Origin of the sequence: Billgrantia bachuensis (genome assembly GCF_011742165.1) — a bacterium.
Lineage (GTDB): Bacteria > Pseudomonadota > Gammaproteobacteria > Pseudomonadales > Halomonadaceae > Halomonas > Halomonas bachuensis.
Window position 1 is genome coordinate 18,494 of sequence record NZ_JAAQTO010000049.1, and the last position, 23,935, is coordinate 42,428.

The window sequence follows — 23,935 nt, forward strand, 5'->3', positions numbered from 1 at the left end:
AGACGGATCATGAACGAACATCTCGAGCAACTCACGCCGCAGCCGCTGTGGCGCCACTTCCGCACCCTGTGCAACACGCCGCGGCCTTCGGGACACGAGGCCGAGCTGGTGGCCATTCTCGAGCAGTGGGCCGAGCGGCACGGGCTTGCCCACGACCGCGACGACTTCGGCAACCTGTGCATTCGCAAGCCGGCCACACCCGGACGCGAGGCCGCCCTAGGCGTCATTCTGCAGGGACATCTCGACATGGTGGCCCAGGCCAACGCCGACCATCCCCACGACTTTACCCGCGACCCGATCGAGACCTACGTGGACGATGGCTGGCTGCGGGCCCGGCACACCACCCTGGGGGCCGACAATGGCCTCGGCGTGGCGGCGGCGCTGGCAATCCTGGAGGACGAAGAGCTGGTTCACGGCCCGCTGGAGGCACTGTTCACCCTCGAGGAGGAATCCTCGATGGGCGGCGCATTGCACTTGGCCGAGAACTGGCTCGAGGGAGGCGTGCTGCTCAACCTGGACTCGGAAGACCGCGGCGAAGTGTTCATCGGCTGTGCCGGCGGTGCTGACGTCGTGGTCGAGGCCCAACTGCCCACGGCGAAGCCGAATTCCGACGAAGTTGTCGTGCAGCTCTCCCTGACTGGGCTGGTCGGAGGTCACTCGGGCATCGACATCCATCGCGGCCGCGGCAATGCCAACCGCCTGCTGATCCGGGTGCTGCGGGCGCTGGAAGCTTACGACATCCGCCTGGTCAGCTATCGTGGCGGCACCCTGCGCAACGCCATCCCGCGCGAGGCTTTTGCCACCCTGATGCTGCCCGCCGATGAGGTCAAGGCCGCCCAGAGCCGCGTGGCGGCGCTGGAGCAGGTGCTGCGCGGTGAGCTGGCCGGGGTCGAGGAGAACCTGACGCTGACCATGACGCCGCTAGAGGCTTCGCCCGACCAGGCGCTCAATGCCCACGCCAGCCACATGCTGCTGGCGGCACTCAACGTGGCGCCCTACGGCGTGGAGCGCATGAGCAGCACGGTACCCGGTGTGGTGGAAACCTCCAACAACCTTGGCGTGGTGAGCCTCGACGCGGGCCGCTTCCACCTCTGCGCCCTGGTGCGCTCGCTGCGGGATAGCGCGGTGGAGGCCATTGCCGACCGCTTCCGCGGCCTGTTCGACCTCATCGGCGCACGGACCCGGGTCGAGAATGCCTATCCCGGCTGGACGCCGGCGCCCGACAGCGCCTTGCTGGCGCGTTTTCGTCGCCTGCACCGTCGGCACGTGGGCAGCGAGCCGGCGGTCAAGGTGATCCACGCGGGTCTGGAGTGCGGCATCTTGGCCGGCAAGTACCCCGACCTCGAGATGATCTCGTTTGGCCCGTCGATTCGCGGGGCGCATTCACCCGACGAGCGGGTCGAGCTGAGTTCGGTGGAGGAGTTCTGGGAGTTGCTGCGTGCGCTGGTCGAAGATCTGGCCAGCGACGCGGCGTAACGAGACGTCATGACCTCTTGAGTACGCCGCTCGCCTGGGCGAGCGGCGGTAGGCATGCGGCTCAGGCGTGCTGGCGGCTGTGCTTGCCCTCGGCGATCTCCTCGATCAGCTTGCTGCAGAAGGCCTCGAGATCGTCGGGCTTGCGGCTGGTGACCAGCCCGCTGTCGACCACGACCTCCTGGTCGACCCATTCGGCTCCGGCGTTGCGCAGGTCCTGCTCCACGGAAGGGTAGGAGGTCATGCGGCGACCCTTGACCACGCCGGCATTGATCAGCAGCCAGGGGCCATGGCAGATCGCCGCGACCGGCTTTTGCGCCTCGAAGAAGTGCCGGGTAAATGCCAACGCTTGCTCGTTCTGGCGCAGCGCGTCGGGGTTGAACAGGCCGCCGGGCAATTCCAGCGCATCGTAGTCGTCGGCGTTGGCCTGCTCGAGGCGGTGGTCGACGTCGTAGTTGGGGCCCCAGTCGGTTTTCGCCCAGGCACGGATGCTGTCCTTGTCCGGTGCGATCACATGGACCGTGGCCCCCTCGCGCTCGAGAGCCGCCTTGGGTTCGCTGAGCTCCGATTCCTCGAACCCGTCGGTGGCCAGGATGGCGACGGTCTTGCCTTTCAGCTTCTCGCTCATGAGTTACCTCCTTGCAAGCAGTGTTGCTGGCTTCCTCCGCCAGCGTGGTTGGCGAGTCGCGTCTGAGTACACTTGAAGGGTTGTAGCGGATGGCATCGAGGACAAGGGGGAGAATGTTGCGAATCGTCAAGCCGGTTATCGGCGTGTGGTCATGAGGCACAGGGAGCCGAGCGCTGCCCGGCTCCGCCAGGCTGACGCTCAGCCCAGGTAGGCGTTGAGCATCCAGACGGTCTTTTCCTGCTCGCGAATATAGTCGCCGGCCTGGGCGGCGGTGCCCTCGTCGTCGGCGTCCGAGGCGGCGGAAAGCAGGTCGCGCTGCAGCTCGATCAGGGTCTGGTAGCCCTTGAGTATGCCACGCACGCAGGCCTCGCCGTCGTACACGTCCTTGTCCTCGCGGATCTGGGCCATCGAGACATAGTCGCTATAGGCGTGTACCGGCTTGTGCCCCAGGGTCAGGATGCGCTCGGCCACTTCGTCGACCTTGGTCAACAGGTCGGTATAAAACTCTTCGAACTTGGCGTGCAGCTCGAAGAACTGCGGACCCTTCACGTTCCAGTGATAGCCGCGCACGTTCATGTAGAAGACCTGATAGTTCGCCAGCAGGATGTTGAGCTTCTCGGCGAGCTGATTGGCGCTGCCTTGATGCAGGCCGATGGCATTGGTGTCGCTCATATGCGTTCTCCTTGTCGCGTGCGAATGTGTTGCAGCCAAGTCTAGAGCCTCGATGGACGCCGCTTAAGCAATATCTGTCCATGGTTGCGATAGACTAGATGCATGATGGTTCGGCCATGGTCGCTGTCAAGGCGCTGCGCGCGTGTCGCGCCCACAGAGCGAGCGCTCGGGAACCCTTGGGCTTTCCGGGACTCTCAAGGCATCAGAGCGACCTTGCTAGGTGGACCGGGCTGAGTAGATTGCGGCCAATGACACAGGAGAACCTCCATGCGTCTGTGGTGGATAATGCCCGGCCTGGCCTTGCTGGCCGGCTGCCAGACGACGCCGTCGGCACTGCCCTCGGCAGAGCCGCGGCCCGCAGCCGAGTGCCGCTGGGAAACCGGCGGCATCGAATCCCGCGAGTGGGTGCGCCGAGCCCTCGATGCGCTGGAGTCGGAAGATTTCGTCGTGCGCGATACCGAGCTGGCGCTGGGGGTGGTCAGCGCCGAACGCACCCGGACCATTCCGGGCTACGGCGATCGCTACGACAGCTGGGAGCGGACCGGTTTCTTCGGCGGATTCGGCCTGGGTGGCGGCCGTGGCGTGTCCTCCGGCGTGATGATCGGCTTCGGCGGAGCCGGCGGCAGCATTACCCAGGATGCCACTCAGCTCGAACGTGTCTCGGTCGTTGCCGACGAGGGCTGGGTGCGTGCCAGCCGCGACATCCAGGTGATCGACTGGCGGGGCGAGCTGCGCGAAACGCGGAGTGGCAGCGATACCGCCTTCTGCAGTTCGCTGCGCCAGGCCATGCAGGCCGCCCCAGCGAGGGAGGAGCCCTGATGCGTGGTCTTGTCATTGCGCTGTTGCTCGTCGTGCTAGCGGGCTGTGCCACCACCATGCAGCCACCGGAGCCACGCGAACTGACGCTGGCGGCGGCACCCGAAGCGACCCTGCAGGAAGTCGTCGGTCTGTTGATGGAGGAGGGCTATGTGATTCGCCATGCCGATGCCGAGTTGGGGCGCGTCGAGGCGGTGCTGGCGCGCTGGCCGGGCTATCGGGTTCGGGCCGAGGTGACTGCCGAAGGCCAAGGCGCCCGGGCATCGCTGACGGCGACCCGGGGCGGCAGGCCGCTGCCGCCACACCTGCTCGACCCGTTGCTGGCCGAGCTGCAGCGCCGGCTGGGGCTGGCACCGCGATGATTTTCAACCCGTTTGCATGAGCCCGATTGCCACATGAAACCTTTGCGTCAACTCTGCCACGCAGGAACGAGACGAGCCTGGCTGGTGGGTCTGCTTGCCCTGCTGTTGCCCGGCGTTGCCCTGGCCCACCCGCATGGCTGGATCGACATTCGCGTGCGCCTGGTAGTCGACGAGGAGGGGCGAGTCGAAGCGCTGCATCAGGCCTGGCGCATGGATCCCTTCTACAGCCTGGTGCTCATCGAGGAGCTGAGCCGGACCGAAGGCGGGCTGGAAGCGGGCCTCGACCGCCTGGGAGGCGAGATTCGCGGCAACCTGGCACCGTTCGATTTCTTCACCGAGGTGCGCGTGGGGGATGACGAGCTGAGCCTTGGCGACGTGACCGAGTACACCGTGATGGAGCGCGACGGACGGGTTGAGTTCATTTTCCTCCTGCCGCTCGCCGAGCCCCAGCCGCTAAGCGAGCAGACGCTGCAGTACCAGGTCTTCGATCCCACCTATTATCTGGAGGTTGTCCACGAGGCGGAGGACGACACGCCAAACGAAGATGCGCTGACGGTCGGCGGCGAGCTGAGTTGCACCACCCGCATCCTGCCCGCCGATCCCGATCCCGAACTGGTGGCGGAAGCCGCCATGCTCGATATCAACGATCAAGCCGAGCCCGGCATGGGGCGGCATTTCGCCGAGACCGGAGTCGTGGCATGCGAGTGATGGCCAGGATGATCGCAGGAACACCTGCCAGGGCGTGGTGGGTCGGATTGGGGCTGCTGGCCCTTGCCGCGCTGGCGCTGCTCTTCTTCGGCCTGGGCGGGCTGCAGGGCTTGACCCTGCAACTGGTCGCCTGGCAGCGCGACTTTCATCGTGCCCTGACCATGGCCATCACCGAATTTTCCGGAACGCCCTCGCCAGCTGCCTGGGCGACGCTGCTGGGCATCAGCTTCGGTTATGGTGTGTTCCATGCCGCCGGCCCCGGGCATGGCAAGGCGGTGCTGACGACGTATCTGCTCTCGCAAGGCGGTGCGGTGCGTCGGGCATTGGGGCTCTCTTTCGCCGCCTCGCTGCTGCAGGGGCTGGTGGCCATCGGCCTGGTCGTGGTGCTGGTGCATGGCCTGGGTTGGGTCACTCGCCAGGCGATGGGGAGCGTCGCCTGGGTCGAGCAGGCCAGCTTCCTGATGGTGACGCTGCTGGGCGGATGGCTATGCCTGAGAGCGATTCGCCAACTGCGGCGCCCGGCCGGGGCGCCCGCGCATGCTCATCACCGTCACTCCCATGACCATGACCATGACCATGCCTGCTGTGGCGGCCATCACCACGTCGACCCGCATCAGGCTGCCGACTGGCGTACCGCGCTGGCCACGGTGGTCGCTATCGGTATTCGCCCTTGCAGCGGCGGTGTGCTGCTGCTGGGAGCGGCCACCCTGCTGGGCCAGTTTGCCGCCGGGGTGGCAGCGGTCATGGTGATGGCGTTGGGTACCGCACTGACCGTCTCCGGCCTGGCGCTGGCCAGCGTCATGGCGCGTGGCTGGGCCGAACGACAGTTGGAGAAGCAGAATGGCATGCAGCGGCTGGGGCGCCTGCTGAGCTGGGCTGCCTTGGGCGGCGGGCTTGCCATCATGACGCTGGGTATCTCGCTCTCCATCACCGGTGTGGCCCAGCCCACCTCGGGGCCCCTGTTAGGGGAACCGCCGGCCCGCACTGGCCCGGCAGAGCCGGCGTCATCGTCAAGCGGGCATCCTCTGGGAGGTTGAGCGGGAAGCTCACAGCCGCTGCTTGAGACCATCCAGTCGCGCCAGAAGGTGATCGCGCATGCTGGCCAGACCATCCAGGTCGTAGGGCTGCGGCTGACCCTGTCCCCATACGGGCCCCGGCCAGGCGTCATCACCGCGCAGGCGGGCGACGATGTGAACGTGCAGCTGAGCCACCACGTTGCCCAGGTTGGCGATATTGATCTTGTCGGCCTGGGTCAGGGCCTTGAGCATGTACCCCACCTCGCTGGCCTCACGCCATAACTGCTGCCGGTCCGCCTCGTTCAGGTCGAATACTTCGCTGACCTCGGCGCGCCGAGGAATCAGGATCAGCCAGGGAAAACGGGTATCGTCCATCAGGCGCAGCTGACATAGTGGCAGCTCCGCTACCGGATAGCTGTCCCTGACCAGGCGTTCATCCAGCTGTACTGACGACATGTTCCCTCTCCCTGACGGCGACGATGCAATCCATCATGACACAGGCCGGCGGGAAGCGCCTGGCACGAGAAACAAGCGAAGAGAATCGACTGCAGCTAAAGTGAGAGAGTAACCCTGTACGCAAACGAGGAGGGGATCATGAAGCGAACCGTGGCGACGTTGTTGGCGGCGCTTATGGCGCTATCGCTGCTGAGTGGCTGCAATACCATGCGCGGCATGGGTGAGGATATCGAACAGGGCGGCGAGGCGATCCAGCGGCAGTCGTCGTCGTAACCTTATATTAGCGGTTATGCAAAGCGGCAGAGGGCTGTTACGCTTAAGTGGCCATTGCTTCAGGCAAGGAATGGATTTCCCGATATTTTTTCAAGGAGATATGACCATGAAGAGAGCAATTGCCCTGAGTTTCGCCCTGCTGATGGCCGCCGGTGCCCTGGCGGGTTGCAATACGATGGAAGGTGCCGGCGAGGACGTCGAGCGCGGCGGTCAGGCCGTGCAGGACGCCGCCGAGTAACACCTACGGTCCGGCCTGGCAGCGCACGGGAGATCTGGCAGTCTTCCCGTGTGCTGCCTGAGTCAGCTTTTCCCTGCTTTCTCTCAACTTTAGCGAGATCTTGTGCATGGTAAGCCCCCAGCGGTTGTGCTTGATAGCTGTCGGCCTGATGTTACTGACAGGTTGTAATTCCATGTCGAATGCCAACAACGCCCCACATGATCCCGCCCCCAAGCCGCCCCGGGTCAGCGAGGGTGGAGAGGACGCCTGCGGTGCGCAGCGCGTTCAGGATCGAGTCGGTCGACGCTACGACGAGGCGCTAGGCGAATCGATCCGCCGTGAGAGCGGTGCCGCCACGCTGCGGGTCATACGTCCGGGGCACGCCTATACCATGGAGTACCGGGGCGACCGGATCAACGTCCATATCGACGACAGCGATACCGTCACCGACATCGGCTGCGGTTGAATTCCTGTTTCTCTACTCCGCATTCTGCCCATGCTCTGCCTGGGTACGACGCTCGGCCTCTTCGGCCTGCTTGCGCAACTTCTTGCGCAGCGCCGCCTTGTCGAAACGCAGCTTCTGCAGTGATGTCGACAGCGCCAGCGGCGGTACCCGCGCAGGTTTGCCATCCGCATCCACCGCCACCATGGTTAGGTAGCAGCTGTTGGTATGGCGGATCAACTTGCGCTGGATTTCCTCGGCCACCACCTTGATGCCGATCTCCATCGAGGAGCGTCCCACGTGGTTGACGCAGGCCAGGAAGGTGACCAGCTCGCCGACGTGAATCGGCTGCTTGAACAACACCTGGTCGACGGAAAGGGTCACGACGTAGTGGCCCGAGTAACGGCTGGCGCAGGCGTAAGCCACCTCATCGAGCTTCTTGAGAATAGCGCCGCCGTGCACCTTGCCGCTGAAGTTGGCCATGTCGGGGGTCATCAGCACGGTCATGATCAATTCGTGCTGGCCGGGCAGGGCATGTTCGTCCATCAAAGCGTTTCCATTGTCGGATTTGCTACAGCATAACGTCTTCGTCGTGGCGAAGGGATGGCGTCGGTCCTCGGGTCTTAGGCGAAGCGGCACGCCTCGGCGCCTGAGCAGTTGGCCCCGGCCTGCCGGGGCGCTCTTCGGTACGATTGATGCTCAGAACCAGGTCAGGCCCACCGAGATGATTACCCCGGTGATGATCAGCTGGATCAGGCAGTAGCCCATGATGTCCTTGGCCTTCAGGCCGGCGATGGCGAGCACCGGCAGCGCCCAGAACGGCTGCAGCAGGTTGGTCCAGGCGTCGCCCCAGGCGACGGCCATGGCCACGCGCGAGACGTCCACGCCGAGCGCCTCGGCCGCCGGCAGCATGACCGGTGCCTGTACCGCCCACTGCCCGCCGCCGGAGGGCACGAACAGATTGACGATGCCGGCGCTGATGAACGACCAGAACGGCAGCGACGTCTCGGTGGCGAAGGAGATCAGCCCCTCGGACATGGTTTCCGCCAGTCCCGATTGCACCATGATGGCCATGATGCCGGCATAGAAGGGGAACTGGATGACGATGCCGGCGCCGCCCTTGATCGCCTCGTTGAGGCTCTCCAGCAGGCTGCGCGGGGTGCGATGCAGCACGATGGCTAGAAACAGGAACATGAAGTTGACGATGTTGAGGTTCAGGCCACCGCCGCGCAGCACGAAGTGGTCGAGCAGGAAGATTACCCCGGGTATGCCGACCAGCCAGGCGAGGGTGATGCTGTTCTCCAGGCGCTCGGCTGGGCGAGTAATGCGTACTCGCGTGGCGGAACCGTCGTCGAGCAGATTGGGGTCGACATAGACGCTGTCCTTGTCGTCGGGCAGCATGGCCCGGTTGACCAACGGAATGGCGACGAACAGGTAGGCCACCAGTGCCAGGTTGAAGAAGGCGAAGATGGTCGAGCCGGTGCCGATCACGCCGATTTGATCGGCGGTGAAGTGTCCCTCGGTGGCGATGGTCAGAGGGATGGAGCCGGCCAGGCCCCCGTGCCAGACTACGAAACCGGAGTAGGCGCTGGCCACCAGCAGGCGATAATCGACCCGCACCAGGCGCGCCAGCTCCTTGGCGAACAGCGCACCCACCACCAGGCCGAAGCCCCAGTTGATCCAGCTGGCCGCCAACGACACCAGCGTCACCAACAGGATGGCGTGGCCGGCATTCCGGGCCAGGCCGGCGAGCCGCTGCAGCAGACGCTTGACCGGCGGCGAGCTGGCCAGCATGAAGCCGGTCACCAGAATCAGCAGCATCTGCATGGAAAACGTCAGCAGATTCCAGAAGCCATCGCCCCAGAACCGCATCACGGCCAGAGGTGTCTGGCGCTCCACGCCGATGGCAGCGGCAGCGGCGATGATCGTCAACAGCAGCACGAAGATGAACGGATCCGGCAGGTAACGATCGACCAGCCGGACGGCGGGTCTTGAAAGGAATCTGAGCATGGCAGTCGCTTCTTCTGGTTGTCCTGAGTGCGTTTAGGAAAAGTAGCGCAAACGTATCGCCTTGCCCTAACGATCCGATGTGGCGCGGTTTCAACGGCTAGTGCGGAACGGTCGTGACGCTACGCCGGTATCTCCATGTCGCCAGTGGCTGCGTCGATGGTGCCAATAGTAGCCAACCAGCACCAGCGAGCGCACCACGGTGAAGGAGAGAAACGCCAGCCACAGGGCATGGTTCTCGTAGCCGGGGGCGGCAAGCGCCCGCGTCAACCACCATATGGGCAGATAGGCGGCCAGGGCGATGAAAATGCTGTTGCGCATCTCGCGAATTGCGGTGGCACCGATGAACACGCCGTCGAACAGATAGCTCCACACCGCAATCAACGGCATGGCCACCATCCAGGGCAGGTAGTCGCCGGCCGTTTCCCGCACTTCCGGCAGGCCGGTCAGCAGGGCGATGAGATGATGGCCGCCCAGGGCGAAGGCGAGCGCCGCGATAGCGGCCGTGGTCAGCGAGAACCCGGCGGCAGCGCGCACGGCAGAACCGAACTCTTCCCAGCGCTGCCGGCCCACGGCGCGTCCGGTGGTCGCCTCGGCGGCATGGGCGAAGCCATCCAGGGCGTAGCTGATCAGCATGATGAACTGCATCAATACGGCATTGGCGGCCAGTATGGTATCGCCCTGTGCCGCTCCCCGCGAGGTGAAGAAGGCCATGGCGAACAGCAGCCCCAAGGTGCGCAGGAAGAGATTGGCATTGACCTGGAACAGCTCGCCGTAAGCGCGCAAGCGGAACAGCCGCTCGCGCAGGAAGCGGCCCTGCAGCAGCTTCAACTGGCGGGCGACCAGCCAGGCGCCGAAGGCCAGCGCGGTATAGTCGGCGATCACCGTGGCCCAGGCCACGCCGTCGCTGGTCATGCCGAGCCCGACCACGAACAGCAGGTCGAGGGCGATGTTGACGCTGTTGGTCAGCACCAGGATGGCCAGCGTCACGCGCGAGTTCTGCTGGCCCAGGAACCAGCCGAGGATGGCGTAGTTGGCCAGCACCGCCGGTGCCGAAAGGATGCGAATCTGGGCATATTCGGCGGCCAGCCGGGTGGCGACCTCGCTGCCGTCGAGCAGCCATAGGCCAAGGCTTATCAGCGGGTTGGAAAACAGGATCAGCAGCGCCCCGATGCCCATGGCCAGCAGTAGCGACTGGCCCAGCAGGTTGCGCACCTCGCTGTCGCTCTCGCGGCCCACCGCCTGGGAGGTCAGTCCGGTGGTGCCCATGCGCAAAAAACCGAAGCCCCAGTAGAGGAAACTGAACAGGGTGGCGCCCAGCGTCACGCCGGCCAGGTAGCGTGAATCCGGCAGGTGGCCGACCACCGCAGTATCCACCAGGCCGAGCAGCGGCACGGTGACATTGGAGAGAATGATCGGCCAGGCCAGGGTCCAGATGCGTCGGCGGGCGGAATGGAGAGTCTCGGTGAGCTCGGTCACGCGCTATCTCGGCAATGAGGGTAAACCGCTACGGCACGCGGAAGCGCGGCCCAGTGCTGTCACTCAGCGTGACGTCGACTCAAGCCGCAGTGATCAGCCGGTACTTGGCCATCAACTCGTCGCGGCTCTCGCGGCGCTCGGGATCGAGCGGAATGCAGTCGACCGGACACACCTGCTGGCACTGCGGCTCGTCATAGTGACCGACGCACTCGGTACAGCGGCTGGGATCGATGATGTAGATCTCCTCGCCCGCCGAGATGGCGTCGTTGGGGCATTCGGGCTCGCAGACGTCGCAGTTGATGCACTCGTCGGTGATCATCAGGGCCATGGGTTACCTCGCGATCGGGCAGGCCGCGTCCGGCCGTGCCCTGGATAAAGCGTCTCGGAAATCACCGAGTAATACGGTCAGGTATTATAATGCTTGCGCAGCGTTTCGGCGACCCTGGGATGCACCAGCCGGGATACGTCGCCGCCCAGCTTGGCGATCTCGCGCACGATGGTGGAAGAGATGTAGGAATTCTCTACCGCCGGCGTGAGGAATACGCTTTCGAGCTCGGGCGCCTGGGCGCGGTACATGTTGGCCAGCTGCAGTTCGTATTCGAAGTCGGAAACCGCGCGCAGGCCGCGCAGGATGATGCGGGCCTGCTGGTCGGTCATCAGATCGGTAAGCAATCCGGAAAAACCGATCACCTCGACGTTGTCGAGCCCCGCCGAGACCTCGCGGGCCAGGGCGATGCGAGTGTCGAGATCCAGCGCCGGATTCTTGCCGGGGCTGGCCGAGATCGCCACCACGACCTTGTCGAACAGCAGCGAGGCGCGCTCGATCAGGTCGAAATGCCCGTGGGTGATGGGATCGAAAGTGCCGGGGTAGACCGCGATTTTCATGGCGCTCCGCTCACGTTTGCAGGCTCAGGAAGGGCTAGGGTAATCACCCGCGACCGAGCCGACAATGCCGTCTGGACGGGTGTCAGTCGTCCAGCTTGCCGAAGGGGTTATCCACCGCCAGTGATACCGGGCGTGAATAGCCGGGAATGCTGATACTAGTGGCACTGACGTCGAGTTCCGGCCCTTCCAGCACCCCTTCACCGAAGCGGTAGCGCGCCTGGTAGTGCCCGCCATCGGCCTGGGCCAGGTAGGCCTGGCTGACCTGGCGGGTTACTTCGCGTCGCTCGCGCCAGGCCGCAACTGCGGCTTCGCCATGGCGTTTCACCAGCAGGCGCTCGGTCACGGCGGGCGACAACACCACACCCGTGGCGTTGTTGCCGCCGAAGCCCTTGGCATTGATGAAGGCGGCATCGGCAGCGAAGGGCACCGATGTGTCCGAGAAGCGCAGCCGCTCGGCATGGACATCGGCGGCTACCGCGTCCAGGGTGGGAATGCCCGGCAGTATGCCATGGGCAAAGCTGCCCAGCGCGCTGGTCAGCTGGTCGCCGGCGGCGCTGCCCTGGGAGTGGCCGACGAAGGCCTTCACCGCCACGACCGGCCAATGCTCGATGCCGTTGGCCCGGGCGACCAGGTCGAAGACGTGGGATTCCGTCACACGGTTCTTGGGCGTGCTGGTACCGTGGGCATGCAGGAAGGTGCGCTCGCGCAGCGCCTCTTCGCCCAGCATATCGCGTACCAATGAGGCCGCCTTGCCCAGGGTGATGTAGTTGCCGATACCGGGCGCGGAGATGGAGCGCTTCCAGCCGTCGGCGTTGACGAACACGCCCGGCACGCTGCCGAGGATCTCGGCGCCGAGCTCCAGCGCCAGGGCATCGTCGAGCAGCAGCACGAACTGGCTGGCCTCGGCGATGGTGAAGCCGCAGTTGCGCGCGAAGGGGCGGCAGGCGCGCTGATAGTCGGCATCGGTGAGCAGTTCCAGGGCGTCCAGCGCCTTGAGGCTGTCATCGTCGGCCAGCGCGCCCATGGCGCGAAAGCCCTCGATGATCTCGGGCGTTACCGGGGCGTCGGAAGTGCCCACCATCACCGCGCGGCGCTGGCCGCTGCGGATGTCTTCGACGCCCAGGCGCAGGTTGTAGAGAAAGCTGGCGCAGGCGCCGAGCACGGCGCCGGTGCCCCCGACGCTGCCGAGTACGTAGGCGTTGAGGAAGTCGGCGGGCATCTGCCCGTAGCCCAGCGGCATCTGCTTGGAGGTGGCGCGGTTGCCCGAAACGAAGCTCTTGAGCAGCCCGCCCCAGCCTTCGTCATCGAGCTGACCGATGGAGTTGCCGGCATAGACGGCGATGTCGTCGGGGTCGAGGCGATCGCGCAGGGTCTCCCACTCCAGGCCGCAACTGGCCAGGCAGTCGCTGGCCGCGAAAATCGACATCGACAGGCCGCGGGGGTGATGAACGCTGCGATAGTAGCGGCTGGGGTCGAAACCGCTGGGTAGCTGACCGGCGGCTCGCACCTGGGCCGGCCGGGTCTCCGGCAGCAGCACCTCGAGCTCACCCGGTGGTACCGTGACCTCCAGGGTGTGGCGGTCCAGCTCACGGACCTGCCAGGTCGGCGGCAGCCGTTCGGGCAGTTGGCGGCGGCGAATGCTGAAGGTCAGTTCCGACCCCAGGCCCAGACCGGCGCGCCGATTGGCCGGCAGTCCGTCGTCATTGAAGCGGGGATCCTCGATGCGCCGGATCAGGGTGTGGTCGAGCACCTGCGCGCGGCAGTTCTCGGCCAGCCGGCTGGCGGCGATGGGATTTCCGGCGGCATCGTACCAGGCGCCTTCCCGGCAGCTGCCCAGCCCCATCAGCGCGGCCAGGCCAAGCAGCAGGGCTTGTTGCTCGGCTTCAGGAAGGGCGTCGATCACGGTGCGACGAAATGCTTGATGGCCTGAGGTACGACCGGCAGCGTTGACGCCGCCCATGCCGACGATCACAGGTAAGTGTGACAAGCCGCTTTCCTCGTTATGCTGTTCGTGCGAGTCGGTAATATAGATAAGGGAGACGATCATAGCACCCGCCTCGGGACGCCGTCATGGGCGTGCGGCGCAAGTTCTGGACGACAGGTATAAAACAAACGTTTGAAATGAGGCGCGAAAAGCGCTATGCTGACGATGCTGTTTGAGTCATACGAGTGGGTATGTGGGCGCTCCCGATCTTGGGTGCGCCTTTTTTTTGCTCCTCGCCTGTTGCGCCATGGCTGCTAGAATGGCCAGTTCGTCAGCTACCGAACCGCTTCCGCCATGCATGCCACCTCCCGTGCCATCGCGACCAACCAGCTCGGCCCGCACAAGGATGTTGCGCGTAGAGTCGAGCGCGCCCTGGTCCACCCCCTGCGCAAGCCCGTGGCCGAGCACACCCGTGAGGCGTTCGAGCGTGCCCGCGCCTGGTACGAGCGCGAAGGCGGGCGCCGCCCGCTGATCCTCGATGCCGGTTGTGGCGTGGGGCTGTCGACGCGGCAACTGGCCGAACGTTTCGACGATCATTTGGTCATCGGCGTGGATCGCAGTGCCGACCGGCTCTCGCGGGAGCATGGCGAGGTGGGAAGCAATGCCATGCTGGTGCGTGCCGACCTGGTGGACTTCTGGCGCCTGGCGCTGGCCGCCGGTTGGCAGCCGGCGCGGCACTATCTGCTCTACCCCAACCCCTATCCCAAGTCGGCGCACCTCAAGCAGCGCTGGCATGGTCACCCGGTGCTGCCGGTGATTCTGGCGCTTGGCGGTCGGCTGGAGCTGCGCTCCAACTGGCAACTCTACGTGGAGGAGTTCGCCCAGGCATTGAAGCAGGTCACCGCCGTGGCCGCTGCGGTGGAACCCTTCGTTCCCGGCGAGCGCTACCTGACGCCTTTTGAACGCAAGTACCACCTCAGCGGTCAGTCTCTCTGGCGTCTGGTGGCGGACTTGCCCCACGCGCCGCAGCTGGTCCCCGATGGGGTAGAGGAGGTCGATTGATGGCGTTCGTCTATCTGGCATTGGCGATCGTGGCGGAAGTCGTCGCCACGAGTGCGCTCAAGGCCACCGATGGCTTTACCCGCCTAGTCCCCAGCCTGGTGGTAGTGGTCGGCTATACGATCGCCTTCTTCATGCTGTCGCTCGTGCTGCGTACCATCCCGGTCGGCATCGCCTATGCAATCTGGGCCGGCCTGGGTATCGTGCTGGTGGCCCTGGTCGGGGTCGTGGTGTATGGCCAACGACCCGACCTGCCGGCGGTGCTGGGTATCGGCCTGATCATCGCCGGCGTGGTGGTGATCCAGCTCTTTTCACGTATTTCTGCCCATTGATTCGGCTTCGTTGAGTTCTGGATGGATCGTATCGTCATGATGTCTCGTACCGCTGTCAGGCTGCGTAGCCTGGCCCTGCTTTGTGGACTATGGCTCCCCCTGGCTGCTTCCGGGGCAGGTTTTCCGGAGCTGGGGAAAATGCTCGAGAAGGGTTTCCTGATCAGCGCCGAGGCCCGACTGCTGGGGGATGGTGGACGTTCCGGTGAGGTGCTGGGCGCCATCGAACCGGGACTTCAGCTGTCGCCGGCCTCGGTGTCCAAGGCCTACCTGGCGGCGGCGGCACTAGATCGCTGGGGGCCCCAGCATCGCTTCACCACGCGACTGGTCAGCGCCGCCGAACTCGGTGCCGACGGCGTGTTGCGCGGTGATCTGATCCTCGATGGCGGCGGCGACCCTGCGCTTGCCAGCGAGGGCCTGTGGCGATTGACCCAGCGACTGCATCAGGCCGGCGTGCGCGAGGTCGAGGGGCGCCTGGTGGTCAGCCAATGGCGCTTCGGGCCGGTGGAGTGCATCACTACCGATCGTTGTCAGGCGCAGTCGCGCGCCGCCAACAGCTACAGTGCGCTGCTCTCCTCGGCCGGGGTCAACCATGGCAACTGGTGCGTCAACGTGGCGCCGGGCTCCGCGGCCGGAGAGCCCGCACGGGTCTTCAGCTGCGATAGCCAGACCCTGATAGTGGGCATCGATAATCAGCTCGAGACGCGCCCACCCGGCAGCGCTACCGAGTTCAGCGCCGAGCGCGTCACCCGGGAAGACGGGGATGTCATGCTACTGCGTGGCCACATTGCGCTCGATGCGGCGCCTCGCGATGTCTACCGTGCCAGTGGCGACCCCGCGCGCCAAACGGCGCGTACCCTTTCGGCCATGCTAGAGCAGGCGGGAATCGCCATCGGCAATGGTTTCGTCACCAGCATCGAGCCACCTTCCGCTTCCGCCCGCACCCTGGCAGAAGTGGAGGGCAGGACGATGCAGGAGCTGTTGCTGCACATCATGAACTACTCCAACAACTTCATGGCCGACGTGCTGGCGCTCAATCTTGTCGATACGCCACGGGCGACCCTGCTCCAGGCGGGGGAGGCGATCCAGGACTACGTGGCCGGGCTGCCGGACCATGGCCCGGTGATCATGCTCAGCGGCAGTGGCCTGACCACCGAAAACCGCACCTCGGCACAGGGTGCCAACGCGTTGCTGGAAAGCATGTTCCACCGGACCTCGCTGTTCCCCAGTTTCGTTGCCAGCTTCCAGTCGCCGGTCAATGGCGTGTCGCGTTTCATTCGCCGTGGCTCGCCGCTGGTCCAGGATCACATCATGCTCAAGACCGGCACCCTCAACCAGCCCCACGCGGTGCGCGCCGCCAGCGGTTACTTCCGCACCCGCTCGGGGCGCTGGGGCGTGTTCACGGTGTTGGTCAACGGCACCGCATCCACGCCTTGGCTCAACTGGGCCCAGGTGCTGGACCCCCTGTCCCGGGACCTGGAGCGCATGATCGCGGCGCACTGAGGCCTACCCGCAAGTTAAGGATAGCGAGACGATGAAACCAGCGCGTACCGGATGGCGGCACCTCTTCGATGCCACGGGCTATTCGCTCAAGGGGCTCAAGTTCGCCTTTCGCCACGAGACGGCGTTTCGGCAGGAACTGGCCCTGTGCGTGGTCATGCTGCCGCTGGCCTGGTGGGTTGGCTCCGGGCCGGTGGAGTGGATCCTGCTGGTGGGCAGCTGCCTGCTGGTACTCACCGTGGAGCTGATCAACAGTGCCATCGAGAGTGTGGTGGACCGCATCGGCACCGAGCACCACGAGCTGTCGGGGCGCGCCAAGGACATCGGTTCGGCGGCGGTAATGATCGCGCTGGTAGCCGCCGGCCTCACCTGGGGGCTGCTCGTCTGGCAGAAATTCTTCGGCTGAATTCCGCAACGCCATGCTTCAGGGGTGCCCCAGCGTCAGCGCCTTCGATATGCTGAGGGTAACCCAGCTGCGACAAGGCCCGTTGCCATGCCCTTACCCGACGACTTCCTGCCCGCCGACACTCTTCCCCCCGCACTCGTCCCTGCACTGGAAAAGGCCTGGCAACGTCTCGGCGAAAGCCTGGCACGGGGCGACAGCGTCGCCGAGATGACCGGCCAGGAGTCCCCGTCGGAGAACTGGCTGGGCCTCGATCCCGAGCGTCGGCGTCAGCTGGCACGCGTCATCGCCATCTCCGACTTTGCGGCCGATACCCTGGTGCGCTACCCCGACTGGCTGCAGCACCTCGATACCAGCGGCGAGCTGGATGAAGCGCCTGGTGCCGATACGCTCGCGGCCTGGCTGGCCGAGCGCCTGGAGAGCGTCGACGATGAAGCGGCCCTGCACGCGGCGCTGCGCCGCTTTCGCCGGGCGCGCATGCTGGGCATCGTCTGGCGCGACCTGACTCGGCCGGCGGGGATCGACATGTGGGCGACGGCCGCCTCGGTGTCGCGGCTGGCCGAGGTGTGTCTCGAGGGGGCGCTGGGCTGGCTCGAGGCACACCTCGAACCGCGCTGGGGGCACCCGGCGCCGCGCGCCGACGGCAGCGAGCAGCGCCTGGTGGTGCTGGGCATGGGCAAGCTCGGTGCCGGCGAGCTCAACCTCTCCTCGGATATCGACCTGATCTTCGCCTACCCCGAGAAGGGCGAGACCGAGGGCGGGCGCAAGTCGCTCGAGCATCAGGAGTACTTCACCAAGCTGGGGCAGCGGTTGATCGCCGCGCTGGACGCAGTGACCGCCGACGGTTTCGCCTTTCGCGTCGACATGCGCCTGCGCCCATTGGGCGAAGGCGGTCCGCTGGTCGGCAATTTCAGCTCGCTGGCGGCCTATTACCAGGACCAGGGCCGCGAGTGGGAGCGTTATGCCCTGCTCAAGGCGCGGCCGGTGGCCGGAGACTTGGGGGCCGGGAGCGAGCTGCTCGGCAACCTGCGTCCCTTCGTCTATCGCAAGTATCTCGACTTCGGCGCTATCGAGTCGCTGCGCGAAATGAAGGCGCTGATCAATCGTGAGGTCAAACGCCGCGGCATGCAGGCCAACATCAAGCTCGGTCCCGGCGGTATCCGCGAAGTGGAGTTCGTGGTGCAGGCCTTCCAGCTCATCCGCGGCGGTCGCGATACCGAGCTGCAGGTCACTTCGCTGCGCACCGCGCTGGCCCGCCTGCCCGCGCTTGGCCTGTTGCCTCAGTCTGTCGTCGACGAACTCGAACCCGACTACGTCTTCCTGCGCGATCTCGAACACGTGCTGCAGGCGTTGGAGGATCGCCAGACCCAGAGCTTGCCCGACGACGACCTCGACCGTGAGCGCGTCGCCCAGGCGCTGGGCATGGAGGACTGGCCGGCGGTCGTGGCGCGACTCGAGGAGGTGCGCGGCCGGGTGCGCCATCACTTCGACGCAGTGATCGCCGACCCGGAAGAAGAGGTCGAGGAGGCGAGCGAAGCCCCTGGGGAGGGGGCCCGATCGCTCGAGGAGTGGCGTGCGCTCTGGTGCGGCGAGCTCGAGCCCGAGGAGGCGCAAGCATTGCTCGCCGAGGCAGGCTTCGACCAGGCCGAGCTGGCACTGCGACGCCTCACGACCCTGCGCCAGTCGCGCCAGGTTCAGTCCATGCAGCGCATCGGCTACGACCGCCTCGAAGCGCTGATGCCGCTGCTGCTGGATGCCGTGGCCGCCAGCGACGCCCCCGACACGGCGCTAGAACGGGTGTTGCCGCTGGTCGAGTCGGTACTGCGGCGCACCGCCTACCTGGCACTGCTGCGCGAGAATCCCGAGGCGCTGAGCCACCTGATGGGGCTGTGCGGCGGTAGCCCGTGGATTGCCGAGCAGCTGGCCCGCTACCCGATTCTGCTCGACGAGCTGCTGACGCCGGATACGCTCTACACTCCGGCCGACAAGGCGCGCCTGGCCGATGAGTTGCGCCAGGCCCTGGGGCGCATCCCCGAGGATGACGAGGAGGCTCAGCTCGAGGCGCTGCGCGTGTTCAAGCATGCCCACGTGCTGCGCGTCGCCGCCTCGGATATCGCCGGCACCCGGCACCTGATGAAGGTCAGCGACTACCTCACCTACATTGCCGAAGTGCTGCTGGAGAAGGTGCTGGCCATGGCCTGGCGCCACCTGGTTCGCAAGCACGGCTATCCGCTGCGGCGCGATGGCAACCGGGCCGGTAGCGAGCCCGAATTCCTGATCGTCGGCTACGGCAAGCTGGGCGGCATCGAGCTGGGCTACGGCTCGGACCTCGACCTGGTCTTCATTCACGATGCCGATTCCCAGGGCGAGACCGACGGCGCGCGGCCCATCGACACGCCGGTATTCTTCACCCGGCTGGGCCAGCGCATCATCCATCTGCTCACCGCGGTGACCCCGGCCGGTACCCTCTACGAGGTGGACATGCGCCTGCGCCCCTCGGGCAACGCCGGGCTGCTGGCCACCACGCTCGAGGCCTTCGGTGAATACCAGCGCCGCGAAGCCTGGACCTGGGAGCATCAAGCGCTGGTGCGTGCCCGCGTAGTGGCCGGCCATCCTCGGCTGGCGGAGGGGTTCGATGCGGTGCGTCGCGAGATTCTCGGGCGCGAGCGCGAATGCCGGGCGCTGCGCGAGGAGGTGGTTAAGATGCGCCAGAAGATGCGCGACCATCTGGGCGGCAAGGCCGGGGAGGGCGAGTTCGACCTCAAGCACGATCCCGGCGGCATGATCGACATCGAGTTCCTGTGCCAGTTCGCGGTGCTCACCATGGGCCACGACACCCCCGAACTGCTGCAGTGGAGCGACAACATGCGCATCCTCGAGACCCTGGAGAGCACCGGCCGCCTACCCGCCGAGGAGTGCCAACGCCTGCGCGACGCCTACCTGGCCCTGCGTAGCGCCGCCCACCGCGCCTCGCTGACCCGTCAGCCCGCCCGCGGTCGCGACGCCGATTTTCACGCCCACCGCCAGGCGGTGATCAACGCCTGGCAGAGGCTGCTGGAGCCGCTGGCATGAGTTTCATCCGCCCGATTCCGTTTTCACGAGAGAGTTAGCAATGAACAAGGTACTGATCCTGCACGGCCCCAATCTCAACTTGTTGGGCACCCGCCAGCCCGAGATCTACGGCAGCGAGACCCTGAACGACATCAACAATGCGTTGTACGAGAAGGCTGCCGTCAATGGCTGGGACATCAAGGCGTTGCAGAGCAACCATGAAGGCGTGCTGATCGACGCCATCCACGCCGCGCGTGACGATGGTACTGCGGCGATCGTCATCAACCCCGCCGCCTACACCCACACCTCGGTGGCTATTCTCGATGCGCTCAACGCCTTCGAGGGCAAGGTGATCGAGGTGCATCTCTCCAACGTGCACAAGCGCGAGAGTTTCCGTCACCACTCCTACGTCTCGCTGCGTGCTGATGGCGTGATCGCAGGCCTCGGCAGCCAGGGTTACCTGGCCGCGCTGGACGCCGTGATACGCGCCGCCGAGCGTGCCTGAGCCTGGTGCCCGCTGTCGTACCCCACGGCAGCGGGCTTTCACAACGACCCCCTTAGAGTAACGAGTCGATCAGCTCGCTATTGACGAGTAGCGTCTCGTGGGTGATAGGCGTCTTGGCCGCAATTGTCGTTATCGGAGTCTCTTCTGCGTTGCCTCCGCCAGGCAAGAGTGCCCCGGGACTCTGTGGCCGCTCTATACCTGGCTGGTAGGTAGCAGCCCAGAAGCAGCCATCAACCAGAGACCCAGGCTCAGGGTGGCGAAAGCGGCCAGGGTGGCGACCATCAGCGCGGCGGCGCTGATACCGGCCATGCCGTAGCGATGGCCGAGCAGCGGGTAGATACTGACCATCGGGGCGCAGGCGAACAGCAGGGCGCCAGCCACCATGCCTGGGTCTGCCTGCGGCATCAGCAGGAACACTCCGAGCACGGCCAGCGGATGGAAGATCAGCTTGCCGACGACGATCTGGCCCACGTCTTTGAACATGCCGCGGACGCGAAGTCCGAACAGGGTGCCCCCAATCACGAACAGCGCCGCCGGGCCGGCGGCGCTGGCCAGCATATCGACGACCTGAGCCAGGGGGCGCGGCAGGGGCGTCTCCGTCACGGCCAGCAGCAGGCCTAGCGTGATACCGACCAGCACCGGATTGCGAACCAGGCGCAGGAATGTCTTGCGAGCTACCGTGGCGATGCCGGCGCCGCTCTGTCGACCTGCCTCTGCCAGGATCAGTGCTGCCGGTATGACCAGCAGGTTCTCGATCATCATGTTCAGGGCCATGAAGATGGCTGCCGGAGAGCTACCGATCACCATGGCGGCGACGGGATAGCCGATGAAGCCGCTGTTGGAAGCGGACATGCCCAGGGCATGCATGGCGCCTTCGCTGAGTGGCTTGTGCTGTATTGCCAGCGTCAGCAGCAGGCCCAGGCTGAATATGGCAACTGAGCCAAGGCCGTAGGCCAGCAGGTACTGCGTCTGGAGTACCTCGTCGAGAGGGTTCTGCGTCAGGGCTCGAATTACCAGCGCAGGCAGGGCGAAGTAGAGCACGAAGGTGGCCACGCCCTGTATCTGTTCCCGGTTGACCAGCCGAGTCGCCATGGCCAGATAGCCGGTACCGATCAGTAGGAAGATCGGCGTGGTGATGGCGAGAATTTCTAGCATGCGGCCTCCGTGCCAAGGCAACCACGACCGGGCCAAGGGCGGCCCTGGACGGTCTTACCTGAAAGGAAAAGCGTCGAGAGCGTGCGGAGTTGTTTTGCCCTTCAACTGACAGTGGCGCGTATATCGCGAGCCTTCTGCTGGAGTAGCGGCAGGTACTCCTTCATCAGGGTATCCAGATCCACCCGGGCGGCATTGGTGCTGATGTTGATGGCGCCGAGCAGTTTGCCGTTGGCATCGAAGGCCGGCACCGCGAGAGAGCGCAGCCCCGAGTCCAGCTCCTGGTCGGCGATGGCGTAGCCCTGCTGACGCACCTTGAGGATGCACTTCTTGAGCGCGGCCTTGTCGGTCACGGTCTTGTCGGTGTAGCGCTCTAGCGTGACCCGCTCCAGGAAGGCATCCAGCTCGGCATCGGGAAGCTGGGCCAGCAACGCGCGCCCCATCGAGGTGTGGGCGGCGGGCAGACGGGTGCCGACGGAGAGGGTGATCGCCATCAGCCGATGGCGAGCCGAGGAGCGCGCCACATAGGTGACCTCGTCGCCGTCGAGCACGCCCAGAGAAGAGGATTCGCCGCTCTCGGCGGTGATGTCCTCCAGCACTTGTTGGATCACGCTACGATAGTTGTTGGCGGAGAGAAACGCGTAGCCGAGCTGCAGCACCCGCGGGGCCAGCTCGAAGTTACGGCCCTGCTTGCGCACGTAGCCCAGGGCATGCAGCGTCAGCAGGAAGCGCCGGGCGCGAGCACGGTTCATGCCGGTACGGCTGGCGACCTCGCTCAGCGTCATGCGTGAGTGCGTCTCGTCGAAGGCCAGGATGACCTCCAGGCCGCTGGCCAGTGCAGTGACGAAGTCCCGGTCGTCGGGGCTGAGAACCTCTTCCTCTTGTGCCATTTTTGTTCCGTCGTCTTGAGGAAACACTGCCCAAATGCCTGCGCTAGCGAATCACTGCGTTGCGCGGTGCTCGGAATCCTCACCTAATACCCCATAGGCTCCGGTTCCTGTGCTCCGTGCGCCTTGTGCTTCATCTCGCTCGTCGATTTGTTCAGCGCTTCCTCGGATGGTTTGCTCTTTAGAAGCCTTTCAATCTAGCATAATGTTCGAATTGCGAACATGTGTGCGACTATGGGCTAAGCTAAGTCCTGAGCCTAGGTCTTGAGACTGAGTATGAGCCAGCCCTTCCTGAGGAGAGCATGATATGCCTGACGCCCTGCTTCGGCATCCCTTCATGAGCCAAACGGCATTGGCTGAGTGTCATGACGAGGCCATGGTCCAGGCAATGCTCGCGTTCGAGCTGGCGCTGGCCGAAGTGCAGGAGGCGCACGGCGCACTGCCTCAGGGGTCGAGTGCGCAAATGCGCTGTTGCCTGGAAAGTCACACCTTCGACTCGGCGGCGATCGCTTCCGGTATTGCCAGCGGCGGCAATGCGGCCATCCCCTTCGTCAAGCAGGCACGCGCGGCGCTTCCGGACGAACTCAAGAGATACTTTCACATGGGCGCGACCAGCCAGGACGTCATCGACTCGGCGCTGATGCTGCTGCTCAAGCCGCGCCTGGCCGCACTGGATGCGTTGCTGGTGCGCTGTCGTGCCGCCGCGGTCGAGTTGATGAAGCGCCATGAGCAGACGGTCATGGTGGGGCGCACCCTGATGCAGCAGGCGCTGCCGATCACCTTCGGCGTCAAGGTGGCGCACTGGGCCATCGGCCTGGAGCAGGCGCGCCGCCGCCTGGCGCAGGCCGAGCTGCCGGTGCAGTTCGGTGGCGCCGTAGGCGTGCACTCCGGTTGGGACGAGCAGGGCCTCGATTTCATGGACGCTGTCGCTCAGAAGCTCGGCCTGGCAACGCCGGTGCTCCCTTGGCACACCGACCGCCAGCCGATCCATGCCCTCGGAACGGCGCTGGACGCCACAGCCGGAGTGGCCGAAAAACTGGCGCTGGATATTTCGCTACTGACCCAGACCGAGGTGGGCGAGGTAGCCGAGCCCTCCGCCCCGGGCATGGGCGAATCCTCTTCCATGCCGCACAAGCGCAACCCGGTACGCTGCGCCATGATCCGCGGCGCCGCCCGGCAGGTGCATGGTTACACCACGGTGCTGCTCAATGCCGCCGCCCAACCGCTGGAGCGAGGGCTGGGCGAGTGGCACGCCGAGTGGTCGCCGCTGGTCGACAGCGCCCTGCTGCTGGAAGGCGCACTGGAGCAAGCCGCCACGCTGCTCGAAGGGATCGAGGTGAACCCCGAGGCGATGCACCGCAACCTGGCAGCTACCGGCGGCGGCATCATGGCCGAACCGGTATCGCGCCTGCTGGCGCCGGTGCTGGGCCAGGACGCTGCCAAGCGGATCAGCGCCGAAGCCGCCGAAACGGCGCGCTTCCAGGGTATTCCCTATACCGAGGCGCTCGAAGCGCATGCCGAAATCGCCCAGGCCCATGGGCAGCTCGACGCCGAGGCGCTGCGCCAGGCGACGGATCCAGCCTTATACCTTGGTAGCAGCCAGGCACAGGTGCAGCGCGCCATTGCCTGGCTCCAGCAGGAATGATTCGCTGAAAAATCACTATTTTGCATGTCCCGAGCAAGGGGAGGCC

At 65.4% G+C, this 23,935-nt stretch carries 26 protein-coding genes; 15 read left to right on the forward strand and 11 right to left on the reverse strand.

Going from position 1 to position 23,935, the window contains the following annotated elements:
• The first annotated feature begins 9 nt into the window (after nucleotides 1–9).
• Nucleotides 10–1,476, forward strand: coding sequence for an aminoacyl-histidine dipeptidase (locus tag HBJ55_RS16900; RefSeq protein WP_167117624.1), 1,467 nt, complete (start codon nucleotides 10–12; stop codon nucleotides 1,474–1,476).
• A gap of 61 nt (nucleotides 1,477–1,537) precedes the next feature.
• On the opposite strand, the gene HBJ55_RS16905 is transcribed toward HBJ55_RS16900, so the two are convergent.
• Nucleotides 1,538–2,101: a type 1 glutamine amidotransferase domain-containing protein gene (locus HBJ55_RS16905; protein WP_167117627.1), complete on the reverse strand. Its 564-nt coding sequence runs from the start codon at nucleotides 2,099–2,101 to the stop codon at nucleotides 1,538–1,540.
• Between the two features lie 198 nt (nucleotides 2,102–2,299).
• Nucleotides 2,300–2,773 (reverse strand): Dps family protein, encoded by a 474-nt coding sequence (locus tag HBJ55_RS16910; RefSeq protein ID WP_167117630.1) that lies wholly within the window; start codon nucleotides 2,771–2,773, stop codon nucleotides 2,300–2,302.
• 267 nt (nucleotides 2,774–3,040) lie between these two features.
• On the opposite strand from HBJ55_RS16910, the gene HBJ55_RS16915 reads away from it, so the two are divergent.
• From HBJ55_RS16915 to HBJ55_RS16930, 4 genes are read left to right on the forward strand one after another with little or no spacing between them, the layout of a single operon-like run.
• Nucleotides 3,041–3,592 (forward strand): hypothetical protein, encoded by a 552-nt coding sequence (locus HBJ55_RS16915; RefSeq protein ID WP_167117633.1) that lies wholly within the window; start codon nucleotides 3,041–3,043, stop codon nucleotides 3,590–3,592.
• Entirely contained in the window at nucleotides 3,592–3,951 is a 360-nt protein-coding gene (locus tag HBJ55_RS16920) for a hypothetical protein (RefSeq protein WP_167117636.1), read from the forward strand. Before HBJ55_RS16915 ends, HBJ55_RS16920 begins: the two co-directional genes overlap by 1 nt.
• A gap of 33 nt (nucleotides 3,952–3,984) precedes the next feature.
• Nucleotides 3,985–4,659, forward strand: coding sequence for a DUF1007 family protein (locus HBJ55_RS16925; RefSeq protein ID WP_167117639.1), 675 nt, complete (start codon nucleotides 3,985–3,987; stop codon nucleotides 4,657–4,659).
• Entirely contained in the window at nucleotides 4,659–5,696 is a 1,038-nt protein-coding gene (locus tag HBJ55_RS16930; RefSeq protein ID WP_422674212.1) for a nickel/cobalt transporter, read from the forward strand. Before HBJ55_RS16925 ends, HBJ55_RS16930 begins: the two co-directional genes overlap by 1 nt.
• Nucleotides 5,697–5,705: 9 nt before the next feature.
• Here HBJ55_RS16930 and HBJ55_RS16935 read toward each other — a convergent pair whose 3' ends face one another.
• Entirely contained in the window at nucleotides 5,706–6,131 is a 426-nt protein-coding gene (locus HBJ55_RS16935) for an HIT domain-containing protein (RefSeq protein ID WP_167117641.1), read from the reverse strand.
• Between the two features lie 138 nt (nucleotides 6,132–6,269).
• On the opposite strand from HBJ55_RS16935, the gene HBJ55_RS16940 reads away from it, so the two are divergent.
• The 3 genes from HBJ55_RS16940 (at nucleotide 6,270) to HBJ55_RS16950 (ending at nucleotide 7,087) form a co-directional block, all read left to right on the forward strand.
• Nucleotides 6,270–6,404, forward strand: a complete 135-nt coding sequence (locus HBJ55_RS16940; RefSeq protein WP_167117644.1) for an entericidin A/B family lipoprotein — start codon at nucleotides 6,270–6,272, stop codon at nucleotides 6,402–6,404.
• Nucleotides 6,405–6,510: 106 nt separating this feature from the next.
• On the forward strand, nucleotides 6,511–6,642 hold the full coding sequence (locus tag HBJ55_RS16945) for an entericidin A/B family lipoprotein (RefSeq protein ID WP_167117647.1): 132 nt from the start codon (nucleotides 6,511–6,513) through the stop codon (nucleotides 6,640–6,642).
• A 172-nt stretch (nucleotides 6,643–6,814) separates the two neighbouring features.
• Complete coding sequence (locus tag HBJ55_RS16950; protein ID WP_167117650.1) at nucleotides 6,815–7,087, forward strand: I78 family peptidase inhibitor; 273 nt, start codon at nucleotides 6,815–6,817, stop codon at nucleotides 7,085–7,087.
• Nucleotides 7,088–7,099: 12 nt separating this feature from the next.
• On the opposite strand, the gene HBJ55_RS16955 is transcribed toward HBJ55_RS16950, so the two are convergent.
• The 6 genes from HBJ55_RS16955 to HBJ55_RS16980 all read right to left on the reverse strand — a co-directional run bounded on the left by HBJ55_RS16955 (nucleotide 7,100) and on the right by HBJ55_RS16980 (nucleotide 13,394).
• Nucleotides 7,100–7,609, reverse strand: a complete 510-nt coding sequence (locus HBJ55_RS16955) for an acyl-CoA thioesterase (RefSeq protein ID WP_167117653.1) — start codon at nucleotides 7,607–7,609, stop codon at nucleotides 7,100–7,102.
• Between the two features lie 153 nt (nucleotides 7,610–7,762).
• Nucleotides 7,763–9,073: a short-chain fatty acid transporter gene (locus HBJ55_RS16960; protein WP_167117656.1), complete on the reverse strand. Its 1,311-nt coding sequence runs from the start codon at nucleotides 9,071–9,073 to the stop codon at nucleotides 7,763–7,765.
• Between the two features lie 90 nt (nucleotides 9,074–9,163).
• A complete protein-coding gene (locus HBJ55_RS16965) occupies nucleotides 9,164–10,549 on the reverse strand; it encodes an MATE family efflux transporter (RefSeq protein WP_167117659.1) in 1,386 nt (461 codons plus the stop codon).
• 79 nt (nucleotides 10,550–10,628) lie between these two features.
• Nucleotides 10,629–10,877 carry a YfhL family 4Fe-4S dicluster ferredoxin gene (locus HBJ55_RS16970; RefSeq protein ID WP_167117662.1) on the reverse strand — a complete coding sequence of 83 codons (249 nt, stop codon included), beginning with the start codon at nucleotides 10,875–10,877 and terminating at the stop codon, nucleotides 10,629–10,631.
• A gap of 77 nt (nucleotides 10,878–10,954) precedes the next feature.
• On the reverse strand, nucleotides 10,955–11,434 hold the full coding sequence (gene coaD, locus HBJ55_RS16975; RefSeq protein ID WP_167117665.1) for a pantetheine-phosphate adenylyltransferase: 480 nt from the start codon (nucleotides 11,432–11,434) through the stop codon (nucleotides 10,955–10,957).
• A gap of 82 nt (nucleotides 11,435–11,516) precedes the next feature.
• Entirely contained in the window at nucleotides 11,517–13,394 is a 1,878-nt protein-coding gene (locus HBJ55_RS16980; RefSeq protein WP_167117938.1) for a beta-ketoacyl synthase, read from the reverse strand.
• Between the two features lie 318 nt (nucleotides 13,395–13,712).
• On the opposite strand from HBJ55_RS16980, the gene trmB reads away from it, so the two are divergent.
• The 6 genes from trmB (at nucleotide 13,713) to aroQ (ending at nucleotide 20,205) form a co-directional block, all read left to right on the forward strand.
• Nucleotides 13,713–14,420, forward strand: coding sequence for a tRNA (guanine(46)-N(7))-methyltransferase TrmB (gene trmB, locus HBJ55_RS16985; protein WP_167117668.1), 708 nt, complete (start codon nucleotides 13,713–13,715; stop codon nucleotides 14,418–14,420).
• Nucleotides 14,417–14,749 (forward strand): DMT family transporter, encoded by a 333-nt coding sequence (locus HBJ55_RS16990; RefSeq protein WP_206022730.1) that lies wholly within the window; start codon nucleotides 14,417–14,419, stop codon nucleotides 14,747–14,749. The genes trmB and HBJ55_RS16990 overlap by 4 nt, the downstream gene beginning before the upstream one ends.
• A 21-nt stretch (nucleotides 14,750–14,770) precedes the next feature.
• Entirely contained in the window at nucleotides 14,771–16,249 is a 1,479-nt protein-coding gene (gene dacB / locus HBJ55_RS16995; protein WP_240936168.1) for a D-alanyl-D-alanine carboxypeptidase/D-alanyl-D-alanine endopeptidase, read from the forward strand.
• Nucleotides 16,250–16,280: 31 nt separating this feature from the next.
• On the forward strand, nucleotides 16,281–16,652 hold the full coding sequence (locus tag HBJ55_RS17000; RefSeq protein WP_167117674.1) for a diacylglycerol kinase: 372 nt from the start codon (nucleotides 16,281–16,283) through the stop codon (nucleotides 16,650–16,652).
• Between the two features lie 87 nt (nucleotides 16,653–16,739).
• On the forward strand, nucleotides 16,740–19,721 hold the full coding sequence (gene glnE, locus HBJ55_RS17005) for a bifunctional [glutamate--ammonia ligase]-adenylyl-L-tyrosine phosphorylase/[glutamate--ammonia-ligase] adenylyltransferase (RefSeq protein WP_167117676.1): 2,982 nt from the start codon (nucleotides 16,740–16,742) through the stop codon (nucleotides 19,719–19,721).
• A gap of 40 nt (nucleotides 19,722–19,761) precedes the next feature.
• Nucleotides 19,762–20,205, forward strand: coding sequence for a type II 3-dehydroquinate dehydratase (aroQ, locus tag HBJ55_RS17010; protein WP_167117679.1), 444 nt, complete (start codon nucleotides 19,762–19,764; stop codon nucleotides 20,203–20,205).
• 192 nt (nucleotides 20,206–20,397) lie between these two features.
• Here the strand turns inward: aroQ and HBJ55_RS17015 are convergent, their stop codons facing one another.
• A complete protein-coding gene (locus tag HBJ55_RS17015; RefSeq protein WP_167117682.1) occupies nucleotides 20,398–21,360 on the reverse strand; it encodes an AEC family transporter in 963 nt (320 codons plus the stop codon).
• 101 nt (nucleotides 21,361–21,461) lie between these two features.
• Nucleotides 21,462–22,247, reverse strand: coding sequence for an IclR family transcriptional regulator domain-containing protein (locus HBJ55_RS17020; RefSeq protein WP_167117685.1), 786 nt, complete (start codon nucleotides 22,245–22,247; stop codon nucleotides 21,462–21,464).
• Between the two features lie 304 nt (nucleotides 22,248–22,551).
• On the opposite strand from HBJ55_RS17020, the gene HBJ55_RS17025 reads away from it, so the two are divergent.
• On the forward strand, nucleotides 22,552–23,889 hold the full coding sequence (locus HBJ55_RS17025) for a class-II fumarase/aspartase family protein (protein WP_167117688.1): 1,338 nt from the start codon (nucleotides 22,552–22,554) through the stop codon (nucleotides 23,887–23,889).
• Nucleotides 23,890–23,935: the final 46 nt, after the last annotated feature.

Coding starts and splice junctions, on each gene's coding strand:
- HBJ55_RS16900 (WP_167117624.1), top strand. CDS start 10: ATGAACGAACATCTCGAGCAACTCACGCCGCAGCCGCTGTGGCGCCAC.
- HBJ55_RS16905 (WP_167117627.1), bottom strand. CDS start 2,101: ATGAGCGAGAAGCTGAAAGGCAAGACCGTCGCCATCCTGGCCACCGAC.
- HBJ55_RS16910 (WP_167117630.1), bottom strand. CDS start 2,773: ATGAGCGACACCAATGCCATCGGCCTGCATCAAGGCAGCGCCAATCAG.
- HBJ55_RS16915 (WP_167117633.1), top strand. CDS start 3,041: ATGCGTCTGTGGTGGATAATGCCCGGCCTGGCCTTGCTGGCCGGCTGC.
- HBJ55_RS16920 (WP_167117636.1), top strand. CDS start 3,592: ATGCGTGGTCTTGTCATTGCGCTGTTGCTCGTCGTGCTAGCGGGCTGT.
- HBJ55_RS16925 (WP_167117639.1), top strand. CDS start 3,985: ATGAAACCTTTGCGTCAACTCTGCCACGCAGGAACGAGACGAGCCTGG.
- HBJ55_RS16930 (WP_422674212.1), top strand. CDS start 4,659: ATGGCCAGGATGATCGCAGGAACACCTGCCAGGGCGTGGTGGGTCGGA.
- HBJ55_RS16935 (WP_167117641.1), bottom strand. CDS start 6,131: ATGTCGTCAGTACAGCTGGATGAACGCCTGGTCAGGGACAGCTATCCG.
- HBJ55_RS16940 (WP_167117644.1), top strand. CDS start 6,270: ATGAAGCGAACCGTGGCGACGTTGTTGGCGGCGCTTATGGCGCTATCG.
- HBJ55_RS16945 (WP_167117647.1), top strand. CDS start 6,511: ATGAAGAGAGCAATTGCCCTGAGTTTCGCCCTGCTGATGGCCGCCGGT.
- HBJ55_RS16950 (WP_167117650.1), top strand. CDS start 6,815: ATGTCGAATGCCAACAACGCCCCACATGATCCCGCCCCCAAGCCGCCC.
- HBJ55_RS16955 (WP_167117653.1), bottom strand. CDS start 7,609: ATGGACGAACATGCCCTGCCCGGCCAGCACGAATTGATCATGACCGTG.
- HBJ55_RS16960 (WP_167117656.1), bottom strand. CDS start 9,073: ATGCTCAGATTCCTTTCAAGACCCGCCGTCCGGCTGGTCGATCGTTAC.
- HBJ55_RS16970 (WP_167117662.1), bottom strand. CDS start 10,877: ATGGCCCTGATGATCACCGACGAGTGCATCAACTGCGACGTCTGCGAG.
- coaD (WP_167117665.1), bottom strand. CDS start 11,434: ATGAAAATCGCGGTCTACCCCGGCACTTTCGATCCCATCACCCACGGG.
- HBJ55_RS16980 (WP_167117938.1), bottom strand. CDS start 13,394: ATGGGCGGCGTCAACGCTGCCGGTCGTACCTCAGGCCATCAAGCATTT.
- trmB (WP_167117668.1), top strand. CDS start 13,713: ATGCATGCCACCTCCCGTGCCATCGCGACCAACCAGCTCGGCCCGCAC.
- dacB (WP_240936168.1), top strand. CDS start 14,771: ATGGATCGTATCGTCATGATGTCTCGTACCGCTGTCAGGCTGCGTAGC.
- HBJ55_RS17000 (WP_167117674.1), top strand. CDS start 16,281: ATGAAACCAGCGCGTACCGGATGGCGGCACCTCTTCGATGCCACGGGC.
- glnE (WP_167117676.1), top strand. CDS start 16,740: ATGCCCTTACCCGACGACTTCCTGCCCGCCGACACTCTTCCCCCCGCA.
- aroQ (WP_167117679.1), top strand. CDS start 19,762: ATGAACAAGGTACTGATCCTGCACGGCCCCAATCTCAACTTGTTGGGC.
- HBJ55_RS17015 (WP_167117682.1), bottom strand. CDS start 21,360: ATGCTAGAAATTCTCGCCATCACCACGCCGATCTTCCTACTGATCGGT.
- HBJ55_RS17020 (WP_167117685.1), bottom strand. CDS start 22,247: ATGGCACAAGAGGAAGAGGTTCTCAGCCCCGACGACCGGGACTTCGTC.
- HBJ55_RS17025 (WP_167117688.1), top strand. CDS start 22,552: ATGCCTGACGCCCTGCTTCGGCATCCCTTCATGAGCCAAACGGCATTG.